The organism is Cupriavidus sp. SK-3 (assembly GCF_000611145.1).
GTDB lineage: Bacteria > Pseudomonadota > Gammaproteobacteria > Burkholderiales > Burkholderiaceae > Cupriavidus.
Genome location: NZ_JFJV02000045.1, coordinates 1 through 15,800 on the forward strand (window position 1 = coordinate 1; position 15,800 = coordinate 15,800).

Genomic DNA, 15,800 nt, shown 5'->3' on the forward strand with positions numbered 1-15,800 from the left:
TCACGACGCCATCCGTGGGCACCTTCTCGCCAGGCCGAATCCGCAGCAGATCGCCGACATGCACGTGCGTGAGCGGAATATCGGCCTCGCTGCCGTCCGGATTGAGGCGGCGTGCCGTCTTGGGGGCCAGGCCGAGCAGCGACTTGATGGCTGCCGAGGTCTGCGAGCGCGCCCGCAACTCGAAGATCTGGCCGAGCAACGTCAGGGAAATGATGACGGCCGCGGCTTCGAAGTAGACAGCGATCCGGCCGTGCATGAGAAAGGCGCGGGGAAACAGCTCTGGGGCAACGGTGGCCGCAACGCTATAGACGAATGCCGTGCCCGTACCCAGACCGATCAGTGTCCACATGTTCGGGCTGCGGTTTCGGAACGACTGCAGGCAGCGGACGTAGATCGGGAAGCCCGCCCACAGGACCACCGGTGCGGACAAGATGAGTTCCACCCAGCTTTGCGTCGCCGGTTCCAGGACTCCGAGGCGGCCCCCAAGCATCACCAGCGACACGACGGCGATCGTCAGCGGCAAGGTCCACCAGAAGCGATGGCGAAACGCCGCGAGTTCGGGATTCTGGTCGTCTTCGAGGCTTGGCATGACCGGTTCCAGTGCCATGCCGCACTTTGGGCACGTCCCGGGATGATCCTGGCGGATCTCGGGGTGCATCGGGCAGGTATAGGTCGTGCCCGGCGCCGCCTCGCCTTCATCGGGCGCCGATACGCTTGGTGTCTCGACATAGCGCGTCGGCTCGGCCTCGAACCGCTTCTGGCAACCGGCACTGCAGAAGAAATACTGTGCCCCGGCATAGCTTGCCTGATATGGCACATCGCGCTTGACCGTCATCCCGCACACCGGATCGCGCGCTCCGCTCCCGGGCGTGGGAGAGCCGTGGGTGGAGAAACCCTGGTCTCGTTGATCTCGCGCGTACTCGTTAGGAGCGCCGGGACCGCTGTGAGCGTGCATGTCGTCCCGCGCTGCTGCCGGGGCCGCGGCGTGCCGCTGTCGATCGCTCGTATTCATCGCGGTCAATGCCTCGTTGCATGCGCCGCCAGCCGTTGTGGCTGGGCTGCGCCACCGATTTCATCCAGGATCGGACAGGCAGGACGATGACCCCCTTCGCAATGCCGCGACAAATACAGCAGCGTGTCACGCATGCCGGTGAGCGCGGCGATCCGTGCGTCCAGTTCCTGAATCCGCCGTTCGGCGATCGCCTTCACCGTCGCGCTCGCGCGCCGCTTGTTTTGCCACAGCCCGATGAGCTCCCGAATCTGGGCCATGGAGAACCCCATGGCCCGCGCCCGTCCGATGAAGCGCAGCGTATGAATGTCCGCTTCGCCATACATCCGGTAATTTCCGCCGCTGCGCGCCGCCGAATTCACCAAGCCGATACTTTCGTAGTAGCGGATCATCTTGGCCGAGACGCCAGCTGCGCTGGCCGCTTGTCCGATATTCATGATGTGCCTCTTACATCTCTTCAAGTCACTTTCCCGTCGGCGCGGCTTACCGTGGGTCGCTTGCTGGTCGCGTTTGCCGGGATTCGATGACTTGACGATAGACCTTGCCCCAGTGGGAAGGTCAAGAACGCAATGCATCCGGGTCGAGTGCTGTCCGCCGTTGCGAGAATGCCTACACCGAATGGTCAGGTTGCATTACACGCAAAAAACAGTATCCTTCCGACTGTCATGCCACGGTAAAGCACTCTTGCGTCACACTGCCCGCCGGCACCCCTGGTTCGCCGGTCTCCTTCTCGTTGTTTTCCTGACAGTCCAACTGGCAGCCACCGCGTACGCCTGTACCGGTAGCCGCTACCAGATGGATGGCAACAACACGAAGGCGGCGATGACCGAATCCTGTGCCGATATGGCCGCTAGCGGTGACGACCAAGGTAATGACCAGAGTGCGCTGTGCCTGGCGCATTGCCAGGCCGATTCCAAGAGTGCCGACCATGTCTCGCCCCAGCTTCCGGCTTTCCTGCCGGTGCTGATGAACATCATTGAACCAACACGCGTGGTCCTGGCCGAGGTCCGCATCGCGCTGCGCGCGGAGGTGGAGGCGCGCGGTCCACCGCCCCTGAACATCCTTCACTGCAGTTTCCAAACATAGCCTCCTGATCGACGTCAATTTCGTGCTGCCCCTCTAAACTCGGGTAGCTGTCGTCGCTCATGGAGGCTTTATGCTTTTTCCACGTCGCCTGGCGCTGGCGCTGCTTTGCGCGCCCGCCTTCGGCCTGGCGCTGTCGCATGCCGCGGCTGCGCAATCCGCCCCGTCTCTTTCCCTCGAGGAAACCGTCGCGCTCGCGACCACTCACGCCGGCGATGCCGAATCGTCGCGCGGCGCCGTCGAGGCAGCCGTGCAAATGGCCGTTTCCGCCGGCCAGTTGCCGGACCCTGTGCTCAAGCTCGGACTCAACAACGTCCCCGTGAACGGTCCGGACCAGTTCTCGCTCAGCCGGGATTTCATGACGATGCGGTCCATCAGCGTGATGCAGGAGTTCACGCGCTCGGACAAGCGCCGCGCGAAGGCGGCGCGCTTTGAAGCCGAAGCGGCCGCCGCCGAAGCGCAGCGCGCGGTCGGCCTGGCCAACGTGCAGCGCAATGCCGTGGGTGCCTGGCTCGATCGCTGGTACGCCGAACAGACCAGCGTCCTGCTCGGTCATCACGGCCATCCAATCGAATTGGCGCTCCAGGCGGCAACCGCCGCATATCGCAGCGGGCGTGGCTCGCGCGCGGACGTCCTGGCGATGGAACTGGAACTCCAAAAGCTGCATGACCGCCAGGACGAAAACCGCGCCGCCGTGGCAACCGCCACGCTCAATCTGCAGCGCTGGGTCGGCGCCGAAGCCAATCGCCCGCTGTCGGATCGACCGCCGCTGGACGTGCCCCAGCATGTCCAGCAACTGGCGAAAGGCGAATTCGACGCGGTGCCTGAGCTGGCAGCCGCGCAGCGCGAAGTGGCCCTGGCGGAATCGGAAATCCAGGTGGCAAGGGAAGCCAGGAAGCCGGACGTGACGGTCGAACTGATGTACAGCCAGCGCGGCTCGGCCTTCTCGAATATGGGCTCGCTGAACGTCAGCTTCCCGGTGCCGTGGGACCGGGGCAGTCGCCAGGACCGCGACGTTGCCGCCAGGCTGGCGCAGGCCAACGAGGCGCGTGCCAAGTCAGAGATCATCCGGCGCAATACCCAGGCCATGGTGGGCGCCAAACTTGCCGAAATGCAGCGCAATCTGGAACGGCTCAAACGCTATGACGAGAGGACCTTGCCGCTCGCCACCAGCCAGGCGGATGCTGCCCTGACCGCCTACCGGGCCAACACCGGAACACTGCTGGCCGTCGCCGAGGCAAACCATCGCGCCATCGATACGAAGCTGGAGCGGCTGAATCTTGAGGCCAAGACGGCCAAGCTATGGGCCGACTTGACCTTCCTGGTTCCGCTACCCACCGCGCAAACCGAGCCGGCCACCAAGGAATTCAAATGAAAAAACAAGTCATTGCAACGGCGGCAGGCCTTGTTCTCGTCGGGGCCGGCCTCTATGGCGCCTACCGCTACGGCGTCACGCGTGGGGCACAATCGACGCAGTCGCCGCAATCGTCGACCTTGTCCGGCGCGGCCTCTGCGCTCAAAGCCGGCGACACCGATCCGAAGACCGGCAAGAAGATCCTGTACTGGCATGATCCCATGGTGCCTGGTCAGCGCTTCGACAAGCCGGGCAAGTCCCCCTTCATGGACATGCAGCTCGTGCCGGTCTACGCGGACGGGGATAGCGACGGCAGCGGCGTCACGGTCGACAGCCATGTCGCGCAGAATCTGGGCATCCGCACGGCCGAGGTCAAGGCCAGCCGCATGAGTCCTGTGCTCGAGGCACCAGGCAATGTCGCCATTGATGAACGCAGCGTCCAGGTCATCCAGGCGCGAACGAACGCCTTCGTCCAGCATGTCGCGGTCAGGGCGACCCTTGACCCGGTTCGGCGGGGGCAAGCGCTGGTGACCCTGTACTCGCCCGACTGGGTGGCCGCGCAAGAGGAGTATCTCGCCGTGTCCCGCATGGCCGCGGGTGAGCCATCGGACCTGCGCGGTGCGGCCCGGGCCCGCATGCTGCAGGCAGGCATGACGCCCGGCCAGGTCAGCGCCGTCGAGTCATCCGGCAAGCTCCAACCCAATCTTGGCATCGTGAGCGCCGTCGATGGCCTCGTGACCGAGGTTGCCGTTCGTGAGGGCATGACCGTCTCGCCTGGCATGACCCTGTTCCGTCTGGCCGACCTGAGGCAGGTCTGGGTGATTGCCGAGGTGCCGGAGGGGCAGGCCCGTGCCATCGCTCCCGGCCTGGCGGTCAAGGTGTCGCCGACCGGAGCATCCGAGCCACTGGTCGGCAAAGTGGATACCATCTTGCCCGACGTCAATCCGGCCACGCGAACCATCAAGGTGCGTATTGTCCTGCTCAACAAGGGCCGGCATCTGTTGCCGGGCATGTTCGTCACGGTCCGGTTTGACAGCGGCGACCAGAAGGAGGCGCTGCTGATTCCGTTGGAGTCCGTCATCCGCACTGGCCAGCGCAGCATCGTCATGGTGGATGCCGGCAAGGCGGGCTTTGTGGCAACGGAAGTCAAGACCGGCCGCGAGGCGGCGGGCATGGTCGAGGTGCTGGATGGCCTCCAGGCTGGGCAGAAAGTGGTCACCTCGGGCCAGTTCCTCATCGACTCGGAGGCCAGCCTGCGTGGCACCACCGGGCGCATGTCCGCGACACCAGCGGCTTCCACCCCGGCAGCTCCGGCGGCCGAGCATGAAGGCGTCGGGCGCATCGAGGCGGTGACGGGCGAGGGCCTGACCATCTCGCATGGGCCTATCCCCTCCGCACAGTGGGGCGCGATGACCATGGATTTTGCAGCGCCGCCCGCCGGCCTGCCCAAAGGATTCAAGCCCGGCGACCGCGTTCGCTTCCGCTTCCATCTGAATAGCGACGGCATGCCCATCCTGTCCTCGGTCGAGGCAGCCACCAGTGCCCAGGGAGCCAAGCCATGATCGCCCGGCTGATCCTCGCGTCGATCCGCAATCGCTTCCTGGTGCTGCTGGCCACGGTCATGCTGACTGCATGGGGACTGTGGGCCGTGCGCAGCACGCCACTCGATGCCTTGCCGGACTTGTCCGATGTGCAGGTGATTATCCGTACGCCGTTCCCCGGCCAGGCGCCGCAGATTGTCGAGAATCAGGTCACCTACCCGCTGACCACCACAATGCTGTCGGTCCCGGGCGCCAAGACGGTGCGTGGCTACTCATTCTTCGGTGACTCCTTTGTCTATGTGCTGTTCGAGGACGGCACTGACCTGTACTGGGCGCGCTCCCGGGTGCTGGAATACCTGAACCAGGTGCAGTCCCGCCTGCCCGCTGCCGCCAAGCCGGCTCTGGGCCCAGATGCCACCGGCGTCGGCTGGATCTACGAGTACACGCTGGTGGACAAGACAGGGCAACATGACCTCAGTCAACTGCGCGCGCTGCAAGACTGGTTCCTGCGCTTCGAGCTGAAATCGCTGCCCAATGTCGCCGAAGTCGCCTCCCTCGGCGGGATGGTGAAGCAGTACCAGGTCGTCCTGATGCCGGACCGCCTGCGCGCCTACAACCTGTCACAGGCCAAGGTGCTAGCGGCACTCAGGGGGGCCAATCAGGAGACCGGTGGCTCGGTGCTGGAATTGGGCGAGGCGGAGTACATGGTCCGCGCGAGCGGGTATCTGAAGACCCTCGATGATTTCCGGCAGATTCCGCTGGTGACCAGCGATGCCGGCATTCCGGTGCGGCTGGGCGATGTCGCCACGGTCCAGCTTGGTCCGGAGATGCGGCGCGGCATTGCCGAACTGGACGGCCAGGGAGAGGTGGCCGGCGGCGTCATCGTGATGCGCTCGGGCAAGAACGCACTGGAAACCATCGAGGCGGTCAAGGCCAAGCTCGCCACACTGCAGATGAGCCTGCCGGCTGGCGTCCAGATCGTCACCACCTACGACCGGTCCGCGCTGATCAACCGGGCGGTGGAAAACCTGACGCACAAGCTGATCGAAGAATTCATCGTCGTCGCGCTGGTCTGCCTGGTCTTCCTGTTTCACCTGCGCTCGGCGCTGGTGGCCATTGTTTCGCTGCCGCTGGGCATCCTGGCCGCTTTCCTGGTCATGCGGTACCAGGGCGTCAATGCCAACATCATGTCGCTGGGGGGCATCGCCATTGCCATCGGCGCGATGGTTGACGCCGCGGTCGTCATGATCGAGAACGCGCACAAGCATCTCGAACACTGGCATGCGGACAATCCCGGACGAGAGCTGACCGGGCATGAGCGCTGGAGGGTGATTGGCGAGTCGGCGGCCGAAGTGGGGCCCGCGCTGTTCTTCTCGCTGCTGATCATCACGCTGTCGTTCATCCCGGTGTTCACGCTGGAGGCGCAGGAGGGCCGGCTGTTCTCGCCGCTGGCCTTCACCAAGACCTACTCCATGGCTGCGGCGGCGGGACTTTCCGTGACCCTGGTGCCGGTCCTGATGGGCTACATGATCCGCGGCAAGATCCCCACGGAGCAGTCCAATCCGCTCAGTCGATGGCTGATTCGCGCCTATCAACCGGTGCTGGCCAGGGTGCTCACCTACCCGAAGACTACCGTAGCGATTGCGGCGATCCTGCTGATCGCGACCGCCTGGCCGATTTTGCGGATCGGCGGCGAGTTCATGCCGCCCCTTGATGAGGGTGACCTGCTCTACATGCCGTCGGCACTGCCGGGGCTGTCGGCCGGCAAGGCGGCGCAGTTGCTGCAGCAGACTGACCGACTGATCAAAACCGTGCCGGAAGTGGCCACCGTATTTGGCAAGGCGGGCCGTGCCGATACCGCGACCGACCCGGCGCCCATCGAGATGTTCGAGACCACCATCCAGTTCAAGCCGCCCGACCAGTGGCGTGCCGGCATGACGACCGACAAGCTGGTGGAGGAGCTCGACCGCGTGGTGAAGGTACCGGGCCTGTCCAACATCTGGGTGCCGCCGATCCGCAACCGAATCGACATGCTCGCCACCGGCATCAAGAGCCCGGTCGGCATCAAGGTGGCAGGCACGGACCTGAAGGAGATCGACCGGCTGGCCACGCGGATCGAAGAAGCCGTCAAGACGGTGCCGGGCGTCACCTCGGCGCTGGCCGAACGCCTGACCGGCGGACGCTACGTCGATGTCGACATCGATCGGATAACGGCGGGGCGGTATGGACTTAACATCGCGGATGTCCAGAGCCTCGTGTCGTCGGCCATCGGTGGCGACAACGTCGGGGAAGTGGTCGACGGGCTGGCGCGGTTTCCCATCAATGTGCGCTATCCACGCGACTACCGCGACTCGGTAGAGCAACTGCGCGCCCTCCCCATCGTCACCGACCGGGGCCAGCAGATCACGCTGTCCGACGTGGCGCGCATCCAGGTGGTGCAGGGTCCGCCGATGCTGCGCAGCGAAAACGCCCGGCTGTCCGGCTGGGTGTACGTAGACATCCGCGGACGCGACCTGCGCTCCGCCGTCCAGGACATGCAAGCGGTAGTGGCCAAGGCGGTGCCGATGCCGGCGGGCTATTCCCTCAGTTGGTCGGGGCAGTTCGAATACCTGGAGCGGGCCACCGCGAAGCTGAAGGTGGTGGTGCCATTCACGCTGCTGATCATCTTTGTGTTGCTCTATCTGGTGTTTGGCCGCCTGGATGAAGCGCTGCTGATCATGGGCACGCTGCCACTGGCGCTGATCGGCGGCTTCTGGCTGCTCTATGCGCTGGGCTACAACCTGTCGGTCGCCGGCGTCGTCGGCTTCATCGCCCTGGCCGGCGTGGCGGCCGAGTTTGGTGTGATCATGCTGCTCTACCTGAAGCAGGCCTGGAGCGAACGCGAGGACAGTGGCGAAACCAGCCTGTCCGCGCTGCTGGAAGCCATCCAGGAAGGCGCGGTGCTGCGCGTGCGCCCCAAGGCCATGACGGTCGCGGTCATTCTTGCCGGCCTGATTCCCATCATGTGGTCGCATGGCACCGGCTCCGAGCTCATGCAGCGCATCGCCGCCCCGATGGTCGGTGGCATGGTCACTGCGCCCTTGCTCTCGCTCTTCGTCGTACCGGCGGTGTACTTGCTGATACGCAGGAGCCAGACGAAACCTTCCCCTCTTTCCACCCACCCCTCACTTCAAGAGGAATCACAATGAAGCACATCAGGACTCTCGCACTCACGCTTGCTCTCGCTGCCACCCCGGTCGCCTTCGCCGCGGGATCCATGGACGGAATGGATATGAAAAGCATGGACATGAAAGGCATGGACATGAAGCCGTCGGCCGCCTCGCAGCAGGCGCCGGTCCCTGTTGCGGCGGAAATCAAGAAAATCGATGCGAAGGCCGGCAAGGTCACGCTCAAGCACGGCCCGATCGAGAACCTCGGCATGTCCGCCATGACGATGGCGTTCCCGGTCAAGGACCGCGCTTCGTTGAAGAACTTCAAGGCAGGCGAGTCGGTGTCGGTCATGTTCGACAAGGTCGACGGCAAGCCGACCGTCGTGGACATGCAGCGCAAGTAAGCCACAGGTGGCACACCCGGCCGCTGATGGCGGGTGTGTGCCTCATGCGCCATGGACCTGCGAGCGTCAAGACACGTTGATATCAACGCTTCAAATCGAGAGATGGTGTCATCTACATGTCTGTGCTGCCTTCCCGCGATCCTTGGGCCCGGCCGCGAAACGCGGCGCGCCGCAGGGATTCATTTTTGCTCTGAATTACTTGACCTTCCCATAATTGGAAGGTCTATCGTGAAACCATCGTTTGCATAACCGCACCGGAACTCATCGTGAGCATGAAGGCCACTAACCTGTACTCTGCACCGACTGCGGCCGCCGGGCGGTGGCGTGCGCGTGGCCTGCTCGATGTCCGCCGCCGCAGCCTCTGCACAGAGACGACTCGAAGGGGCCAGCGATGAGGGCTCGGGCCACTATGATTCGCCGGCTGATCGGCTTGGCCCTGTTGGCCAGCCTCTTCTTCACGCGTTTCGCGGCAGCCGGTTACGTGTGCCCGATGGAGTTGGCGTACGGGCCGTTGGACCAGAACAAGGTGTCGCGTGCCGATTGCCTGAACGCTGACGGCGACCAGTTGGCGTTGTGCGCCAATTCGTTTGGTGACGGGCGTCTATGGGCAGGCAACAACGGCCATCCGCCCGAAAGCGATGTCCCACCGGCACAGGAAGTCCGCCATCCCTGGCTGGCACCGACGGGCCGCATCGTTCCCCTGCAGACCTTCCGGTCCTACCTGGTGGTATCTGCGCCGATCTATCTTCAGACGGCCAGACTACGACTCTGATTGACCCGAATGGCGGCAACGCTTGCCGCCACTTGTAGAAGCGGTGCGCGTACCGCGTGGTGAACAGAACCCGCCGTGCCGTACCGCGCCCCTGACAGTCAACATTCGGGACAATCCATCATGAAATCCATTCAAATTCTTACCACCCTCACGCTCGTCGCGCTCAGCGCATCGGCGGTTGCGGAACCGAACCGGGACGCCATTAACAGGGCGCGCCAAGCATCGCAACCACAGAAGATTGCGAGCGCAGGCGATGCAGCCGAGCAGGCAATGTGCGACCACTGCATGCAGATGATGGGGCAGATGCCCGCGGGCGGAGACAAGCAAATGATGCATCGCTCAGCTGGCCCGTCGAGCCGCGCGGCGGCGCTGTTTGGCGAGCGGGCAACGGCACCTGCTGGCGCTCGCTCGGTCACCATCGCCCCGGGAATGAAGGCGGTTCCCGTCAGTGCCGGCGAGACCGTGCGCTTTGATTTCGGCTCGGCTTCAGCCGCCTGGGCATTTGCCGCGCGGCCAGGCAGCTCCGCCGTCGAACTGAGCACGTTGTTTCCGGAAATTCCTGCAGCAAAGGGCGTTTGGGCCTATCCCAATGGCACCAACTTCTACGCGGGCCAATGAAGCAGCATCGCGCATCGTCTCACTGGATATGAATAGCAGACGGATCATAAGTCGGCGCAGTGCACCCCGCAATGTCCGAACGATTGGAGAAAGAATCATGAAATCGATCAAGAAAATCATCCTCGCCAGCGTGGTGCTGGCAACCCTCGGCGCGACCTCCGGTGCAGCAATGGCCGTGCAGAAGGTGGATCCTTTCCGCGATGGCGCCCATGTCGCTGACGCGCGTAGTCCCTTCACAGACGGAGCACGTTCGGTGACCGATCCACGCGACCCGTTCACGGACGGCGGGCACGGCTCGATAGGCCGCCGCGACCCGTTTGCCGATGGCACCAGGGAAGCAAGCGGTCACCCAGGGTACGAGCCGCTAGCCGCTGGGCCGCGCAAGCCCGACCCATTCACCGATGGCAGCCATGGGCTAGCAGGCTCGGGAGGCACAACAGCCTGACGCTGCTCGGCGTTTCTGATCGGAATGGGCCAGGAGCGCGGGAGCGCTTCTGGCTCATTGAGGAGAATCGAGATGTCTGCAAGAAGGCCGAGGCTATCCGCGGCGCAGCTTGCCATCAAGGCTAAGCCGACGATGCGGCCCCTCAAACGAATGCAGGCACGGTGACATGAACAGATCGCCTGTTTTCGACCTTCCGCATGACGTTATTGTGGCAATCTTGCTTGCCTTGGCGCTGACGTTCTGTGCGATAGGCCTATTTGCCTGGTATCTACGCCGTCAGTATCGGGCCGGCCGTCCACCCGCGTCAGGTCGCAGGGCTCGCTCGCGCAAGCGTCGCAAAGCGGCGAGAAGCAGCAAGTGAGCCACCGAGCCTCGGCAGGCAGACGGCGGCATACGCTGCGTCCGGTTGACGATGCTATCTTGCTCCTCGCTGCTTTTCAGGTGAATGTTCTACGGGACTCCCGTTGGGGTGGCCAAGCTAGGTCAGCAATCGTCCCTCGGGCGGCCTGGAATATCGATCGCCCCGTTTGCCTAGGCCAGCAGCAGCGCAACGGCCGCAATATGTGTGAGCGTCATCGTGAGCTCTTCTGCATCGCGTCCTGCCCAATGGGACAGCGGAAGCAAGGAACAGCGTGTCAGACAGCGCCAAGGACCCGTCGGCGATGGAATATTTCCCCGGGCCGCGCGTCAGCAGGACCAGCAGCATCGCCACCCATTGAATGTGCGTGGGCCACGCCTGCGGATAGACGAATACCTCGATCACCGTCGTCATGCCGAGCAGGACCAACGCCACGGGGTGAGTCGCCAAGCCCACCACGAGCAAGACTGGCGCGGTCAGCTCGATCGAAACCGCCAGGTAGGCGGCCAGTTCGGGCGGGATCAGTGGGACTTTGTAGTCTTCCTGAAAGGGGGGCATGCCGGGATAAAGCCGGAAATAACACATAAGCCTAAAAGTCATAAAGAACGTGGCTTTTATGCCGGCCGCTCGCTGGCCACCAGATAGGTGCGCAACTCGGCCACGACGCCTTGCTGCGCCTCATTTTTGGCCCGTGCCTTCGCCAGGGCCAGCTCAAGCTCGCGCACCTGTGTCGACAGACTGCCGGTTTGTGCCAACGCCGCCGTCAGCTGCTCCTGCAGCGCTTGGGCGTGAGCATCCTTGTCGGCGAGCTGGGCCGCCAGCATGTCGTGACGCTGCTCGATCGACTGCAGCGCTTCGAGCTTTTGCGCCTGGCGCCGACTGAATTCTTGTGCCTGCTGCAGGGCCTGGCGCGTATGGGACAGTTCGGCCACCAGGCGCGCGGCCTCCTGGTTCAGTCGGGTCACGTCCTCCTGCTTGACGACGAGGGTCTGCTGCGCCTGGCGTAATTCGGCCTGCCGTTGCTGGAGTTGCTGCTCGTGCCGGCGCTGGTCCTGGTCGCGCTGGTCCTTGACCGCCTGACGGTAGTGATCGAGGGCTTCGCGCGCGTGAAACCTCGACCCCATTCTTGTAGAACCGCACGCGCTCGCCATCGCTAATGCACACGTATCTGGTCCACCGGTCGACTCCGGTCACGGCGCACAGGACCGCTGTTAGCAGCGGTCCTGTCTGCAGGTTAAAGAATGACCGGCCTGTCGAGCAACTCATTATCGCTGCGGCCACGCGCAGGAAAGTGATGTTTCATGTGTTGGGCGACCGCCTGTATACCGCCAATCACGCCACGTTGATACTCACCGTGTCGGAATGCCGCCTCCATCTCCCGGCAGGCATTTTCCCATTCGCCAGGGCCGACCTTCGCGTGCAGCCCACGATCGGCCACGATCTCAACGCACTGGTCAGCCAGTAGCAGATAGATCAACACGCCGTTGTTCTCTTCCGTATCCCATACGTGCAGTTGTGCAAATACCTCAATCGCGCGGTCTCTGGCCGATTGTCCTTTGAGCAATGCCGCGCTGTGCAGCGCCCCCTCCAAGGCGAAGCAGATCTGCCCGTCGTGCATGGACTCACTCACCTTGATGGCCTGTTCGATCGCATCCAGCGTTTCTCGCGGGAAGGCCCGATGGACCTGCCAGTGAATCATCAGCAAATGGCGCATGATGCGTTTGATATTTTTCATCACCATCTGCCTGAAGCACCACCGCCGCCAAAGCCTCCACCGCCGCCGCCGAACCCACCGCCCGATCTACCCGAGCGACCGCCGATGGTCCAGGCGCCCACGTGCGCACCCATGCCACCGCCCAGCAGGGTGAATGACAAGGCGATCACACTCGCCACGAGAGCGACTAGGATGGTGCCGGAGAGAAGCCAGGCGACGACCCCGATGGCGCCGCCAGCGGCGACCGCGCCCGGGAATCTACCGAGCGCGGCCCGCAGTACGCCGCCTAGCACCAGCGTGAGCAGCAGCACGATCGGCATATACTGCCGGATGGGATCCCTCTCACGGCCGGCCGTGGTTTTCGGCGGTGGCAGCGGCTCCCCGTCGAGGACCTGGATCATCCGATCAATGCCCGCAACGAGTCCACCATAGAAATCGCCTTGCTTGAAGCGCGGCACGATGTCTTCACTGATGATGCGTTTGCTTGTCGCGTCAGTCAGGACGCCCTCCAGGCCATAGCCCACTTCAATACGCAGGGTGCGATCGTCCTTGGCGGCGATGAGCAAAGCGCCGTCGTCTACGCGCTTGCGTCCCAGTTTCCACTGTTCGACCACGCGCAATGAGTACTGCTCGATGGTTTCTGGCCGAGTGGTCGGGACGATGAGGACGGAGACCTGACTGCCCTTCCTGGTTTCAAAGGCCTGCAGCTTTTGGTCCAGGGCCTGCAGTTGATAGCCCGTGAGTGTGCCGGTCAGATCCGTAACGCGGGTAGTCAACGGCGGGACCGCAACCTCGGAGAGGACCGCTAGCGGAAGTAAGAGCGCTATTCCCAGGAACAAGGCACGCGCCGCCTTGATCGGATTCAATTGGGACTCCGTGGGGCTTTCGGAGGGGCTACGCCGAACTCGACTTGCGGCGGCTTGGCAATTTCCCCTTCGTTGGTGACAGTGAAATTGGGTTTTTCCTTGTATCCGAGAGCCATTGCCGTGAGATTTGAAGGGAACGAACGCACGGTTACGTTGTAACCCTGTACCCCCTGGATGTAGCGGTTTCGCGCGATGGCGATGCGGTTCTCGGTTGCTTCCAGTTGCGCCTGCAGGTCGCGAAAGCTGGCATCCGCTTTCAACTGCGGATAGTTTTCCGAAACGGCAAGGAGTTTGGAGAGAGAACCGGTTAGCTGTCCCTGGGCGGCTTGAAATCGCGCGAACGCCGCAGGGTCGTTGAGGAGTGCGGGCGAAGCCTGGATCGCGCCGACGCGCGAGCGCGCCTCGGTAACCTGGGTCAAGACTTCCCGTTCGTGGCTTGCATAGCCCCTGACAGTATTCACCAAGTTCGGCACTAGGTCCGCGCGACGCTGGTACTGATTCACGACCTCCGACCAGCTCGCCTTGACCTGCTCGTCCTGGGACTGAATTGTGTTGTATCCGCATCCCGTGAGACTGAGTGCAAGCAACACAGCTAGCGTTAGTAGCCATAGTCTCTGCACGAGACACCTCCTGCATTCCGCAGCGTTCAAGTTCGTTTTCGCATGGAATCACCTTTCAAGGTGAGCTGATGCGCGTTATGGACGAGCCGGTCGAGGATCGCGTCGGCCAATGTGGCATCGCCGATGGCGGCGTGCCAGTGATCGAAAGGCCCGACCCTGAGCATGCGTGCTCGCGTAGAGCCTAAAGAAAGAGAGGGCAATGACGAAACATATCGCAGAGTAAGCCTACTGTTTACACACCCGCCGCTAGTGGCGGGGGGGGGACCCCCTTGCNGCATACCCTTTGGCACGGTGCGAGTGAGGATCAAGGCGCTTGCGTATCGAAGCACTTGCCTCGACGATGGGTCATTTTTTCGAAGTGTCGGTCGGCTTTGTCTTCTCTTGTGGCTTGCTGCCCCCCATTGTCATCATGGCCAGCGGGCACGCCAGTATGAGCAGATAGGGTGCAAAGCCGGTAATGGCGGCCTGATACTGCGGAAACGCCACATACACAACAAGAAGTCCGAATCCAAGGCCGAGTGCAAATTGCACAATGGATTTGATGCTGCACATGATAGTTCCTCCTTTCCCAAAAGCTCCAGCCATCGGAAACCCGCGTGGGCAGAACGGCATTGCTCTCATCCATGACGCCGAGCGTTGGAATCCTCGTTGTTTACAGCTTAGGCGTTGTCATGATGGGAAGGTCAAGGAATACTTCATGCCCGCCATCAACTGCGAACAGTAGTGCTTCGCCATGTGCGTTGCGTCGCACCGCACCGCGTGACCCGTTTGCCGATGGCGCGAGGGGTGCAACTCGCCAAGCCGATTTTGGTTTGCTAGCGGCAGGCGTGCATAAGCCCGACCCGTTCACCGATGGAAACAACGCGCCGGTAGGTACGGGGGCGACCCCAGCCTGACGCTTTCTGATAGACAAGAGCGCGAGTCAGGAACGCAGATCGTTCCAGACTCTCAGTCATTTCGCAGGGGGCAACTCGGGCCAAGGCGGAAGGCGCCGATAGCCACGGCTTACTGCCCTCGCGCCAGCTTGGAATCCGCCATAATGGCGAGAAGGCGCAGTCACACGAGGGAGGAGGATCGGAAGCGATGGAACATCAGCGAGGCCGTATCTTTTTCTTCCCTTCCCTATTGATTCTCACTGCCATTGCTCTGTTGGTTGGCAGCGTTTCACGCGATGGTTTTTGGCGCGGCGCAATCGTCGTTGTCCTACTTTGGTGGGCCTACAACGATTGGAAACTCCGTCTTGAAAAAGAGCGAGATCAAAGACTCGTCGCAGAAAACGCGCCGGAATTGATCGGAAAGAACTTCGGGGAAGCCGCGGCGTACACGTTGGGCGCATTAGACAAGTTCATGGCAACTGCGAGTCCGTTTGCGCAACGGCTTTTCGCCGACGCACTGCTCAAGCAACAGGCGGAGTGGAGTCGTCAAGGCCAGCCGATGCCAATCTGGGCTACCCTCCGCCTCCTGCGTCAAGTAGAGTCGCATGTCGCAAGCGCCCATCAATAGGCCAGAGTTCGGGTAGATTCACTGGCTTTTCGGGTGCACACCTAATTGGGAATTTTTTCTCGCGCAATATGCACGCTAGGGGCCGCTGTCTTCCGGACGTTGGCGCCGGCGAAATTCTGACCATCCGTGCCAATCAAACCTTGACCAGCGATGGAAATAGAGCCGTCGACTGTCGATAAATGTAGACGTTCTCGCAGCACTGACGCCAGTCACCAGCCGGGCTGGCAAGCCCTTCCACCGCGGGCGCGACCCGCTTGGCCTGCGCACGGGATTGGATGCCGGATGTGGATTATTCGTATCTTTTGCGGCATATCCGGCCGTTGTGTCTGTAACAGCGGGTAAGAGAGCAGCGTCACCGCTGCTC

The 15,800-nt window shown here is 62.8% G+C and carries 16 protein-coding genes and 2 pseudogenes; 9 read left to right on the plus strand and 9 right to left on the minus strand.

Annotated features, from left to right (window positions below; genetic code table 11):
• The coding region (locus CF70_RS04850) for a heavy metal-binding domain-containing protein (RefSeq protein WP_035861173.1) at positions 1-835 on the minus strand (835 nt) is incomplete at its 3' end.
• A gap of 182 nt (positions 836-1,017) precedes the next feature.
• On the minus strand, positions 1,018-1,446 hold the full coding sequence (cueR, locus tag CF70_RS04855) for a Cu(I)-responsive transcriptional regulator (protein WP_035861176.1): 429 nt from the start codon (positions 1,444-1,446) through the stop codon (positions 1,018-1,020).
• A 247-nt stretch (positions 1,447-1,693) separates the two neighbouring features.
• Here cueR and CF70_RS04860 point away from each other — a divergent pair, with 247 nt between their 5' ends.
• The 8 genes from CF70_RS04860 to CF70_RS04895 all read left to right on the plus strand — a co-directional run bounded on the left by CF70_RS04860 (position 1,694) and on the right by CF70_RS04895 (position 10,375).
• On the plus strand, positions 1,694-2,095 hold the full coding sequence (locus tag CF70_RS04860; protein ID WP_035861202.1) for a hypothetical protein: 402 nt from the start codon (positions 1,694-1,696) through the stop codon (positions 2,093-2,095).
• 70 nt (positions 2,096-2,165) lie between these two features.
• Positions 2,166-3,467, plus strand: coding sequence for a TolC family protein (locus CF70_RS04865; RefSeq protein WP_035861179.1), 1,302 nt, complete (start codon positions 2,166-2,168; stop codon positions 3,465-3,467).
• Complete coding sequence (locus CF70_RS04870) at positions 3,464-5,008, plus strand: efflux RND transporter periplasmic adaptor subunit (RefSeq protein ID WP_035861182.1); 1,545 nt, start codon at positions 3,464-3,466, stop codon at positions 5,006-5,008. Before CF70_RS04865 ends, CF70_RS04870 begins: the two co-directional genes overlap by 4 nt.
• Entirely contained in the window at positions 5,005-8,175 is a 3,171-nt protein-coding gene (locus tag CF70_RS04875; protein WP_035861185.1) for an efflux RND transporter permease subunit, read from the plus strand. The genes CF70_RS04870 and CF70_RS04875 overlap by 4 nt, the downstream gene beginning before the upstream one ends.
• On the plus strand, positions 8,172-8,540 hold the full coding sequence (locus CF70_RS04880; RefSeq protein WP_035861187.1) for a copper-binding protein: 369 nt from the start codon (positions 8,172-8,174) through the stop codon (positions 8,538-8,540). Before CF70_RS04875 ends, CF70_RS04880 begins: the two co-directional genes overlap by 4 nt.
• A 409-nt stretch (positions 8,541-8,949) precedes the next feature.
• Positions 8,950-9,312: a hypothetical protein gene (locus CF70_RS04885; protein ID WP_035861189.1), complete on the plus strand. Its 363-nt coding sequence runs from the start codon at positions 8,950-8,952 to the stop codon at positions 9,310-9,312.
• Positions 9,313-9,432: 120 nt separating this feature from the next.
• The gene (locus tag CF70_RS04890) at positions 9,433-9,930 is read left to right on the plus strand and encodes a CzcE family metal-binding protein (protein WP_081862020.1); all 498 of its coding nucleotides are present in this window, start codon (positions 9,433-9,435) and stop codon (positions 9,928-9,930) included.
• A gap of 97 nt (positions 9,931-10,027) precedes the next feature.
• On the plus strand, positions 10,028-10,375 hold the full coding sequence (locus tag CF70_RS04895; protein WP_063830429.1) for a hypothetical protein: 348 nt from the start codon (positions 10,028-10,030) through the stop codon (positions 10,373-10,375).
• Positions 10,376-11,036: 661 nt separating this feature from the next.
• Here CF70_RS04895 and CF70_RS04900 read toward each other — a convergent pair.
• From CF70_RS04900 to CF70_RS04930, 7 genes and pseudogenes are all read right to left on the minus strand, one after another.
• Positions 11,037-11,270, minus strand: a pseudogene (locus CF70_RS04900) (DoxX family protein); the annotation flags it as partial.
• A 77-nt stretch (positions 11,271-11,347) separates the two neighbouring features.
• Entirely contained in the window at positions 11,348-11,884 is a 537-nt protein-coding gene (locus CF70_RS04905; RefSeq protein ID WP_160172227.1) for a hypothetical protein, read from the minus strand.
• An 83-nt stretch (positions 11,885-11,967) separates the two neighbouring features.
• Complete coding sequence (locus tag CF70_RS04910) at positions 11,968-12,468, minus strand: TPM domain-containing protein (RefSeq protein WP_035861211.1); 501 nt, start codon at positions 12,466-12,468, stop codon at positions 11,968-11,970.
• On the minus strand, positions 12,468-13,313 hold the full coding sequence (locus CF70_RS04915) for a TPM domain-containing protein (RefSeq protein WP_035861192.1): 846 nt from the start codon (positions 13,311-13,313) through the stop codon (positions 12,468-12,470). The genes CF70_RS04910 and CF70_RS04915 overlap by 1 nt, the downstream gene beginning before the upstream one ends.
• Entirely contained in the window at positions 13,310-13,933 is a 624-nt protein-coding gene (locus tag CF70_RS04920) for a LemA family protein (RefSeq protein ID WP_035861195.1), read from the minus strand. Before CF70_RS04920 ends, CF70_RS04915 begins: the two co-directional genes overlap by 4 nt.
• Positions 13,934-13,959: 26 nt before the next feature.
• Positions 13,960-14,082: pseudogene (locus CF70_RS34425) on the minus strand (ATP-binding protein); the annotation flags it as partial.
• A gap of 196 nt (positions 14,083-14,278) precedes the next feature.
• A complete protein-coding gene (locus CF70_RS04930) occupies positions 14,279-14,485 on the minus strand; it encodes a DUF2933 domain-containing protein (protein WP_035861199.1) in 207 nt (68 codons plus the stop codon).
• A 531-nt stretch (positions 14,486-15,016) separates the two neighbouring features.
• On the opposite strand from CF70_RS04930, the gene CF70_RS04935 reads away from it, so the two are divergent.
• Positions 15,017-15,436 (plus strand): hypothetical protein, encoded by a 420-nt coding sequence (locus tag CF70_RS04935; RefSeq protein ID WP_035861201.1) that lies wholly within the window; start codon positions 15,017-15,019, stop codon positions 15,434-15,436.
• Positions 15,437-15,800: the final 364 nt, after the last annotated feature.

Excerpts from the sequence above, each read along its gene's own strand:
- cueR (WP_035861176.1), bottom strand. The coding sequence starts at position 1,446 with ATGAATATCGGACAAGCGGCCAGCGCAGCTGGCGTCTCGGCCAAGATG.
- CF70_RS04865 (WP_035861179.1), top strand. The coding sequence starts at position 2,166 with ATGCTTTTTCCACGTCGCCTGGCGCTGGCGCTGCTTTGCGCGCCCGCC.
- CF70_RS04870 (WP_035861182.1), top strand. The coding sequence starts at position 3,464 with ATGAAAAAACAAGTCATTGCAACGGCGGCAGGCCTTGTTCTCGTCGGG.
- CF70_RS04875 (WP_035861185.1), top strand. The coding sequence starts at position 5,005 with ATGATCGCCCGGCTGATCCTCGCGTCGATCCGCAATCGCTTCCTGGTG.
- CF70_RS04880 (WP_035861187.1), top strand. The coding sequence starts at position 8,172 with ATGAAGCACATCAGGACTCTCGCACTCACGCTTGCTCTCGCTGCCACC.
- CF70_RS04885 (WP_035861189.1), top strand. The coding sequence starts at position 8,950 with ATGATTCGCCGGCTGATCGGCTTGGCCCTGTTGGCCAGCCTCTTCTTC.
- CF70_RS04890 (WP_081862020.1), top strand. The coding sequence starts at position 9,433 with ATGAAATCCATTCAAATTCTTACCACCCTCACGCTCGTCGCGCTCAGC.
- CF70_RS04895 (WP_063830429.1), top strand. The coding sequence starts at position 10,028 with ATGAAATCGATCAAGAAAATCATCCTCGCCAGCGTGGTGCTGGCAACC.
- CF70_RS04905 (WP_160172227.1), bottom strand. The coding sequence starts at position 11,884 with ATGGCGAGCGCGTGCGGTTCTACAAGAATGGGGTCGAGGTTTCACGCG.
- CF70_RS04910 (WP_035861211.1), bottom strand. The coding sequence starts at position 12,468 with ATGAAAAATATCAAACGCATCATGCGCCATTTGCTGATGATTCACTGG.
- CF70_RS04930 (WP_035861199.1), bottom strand. The coding sequence starts at position 14,485 with ATGTGCAGCATCAAATCCATTGTGCAATTTGCACTCGGCCTTGGATTC.
- CF70_RS04935 (WP_035861201.1), top strand. The coding sequence starts at position 15,017 with ATGGAACATCAGCGAGGCCGTATCTTTTTCTTCCCTTCCCTATTGATT.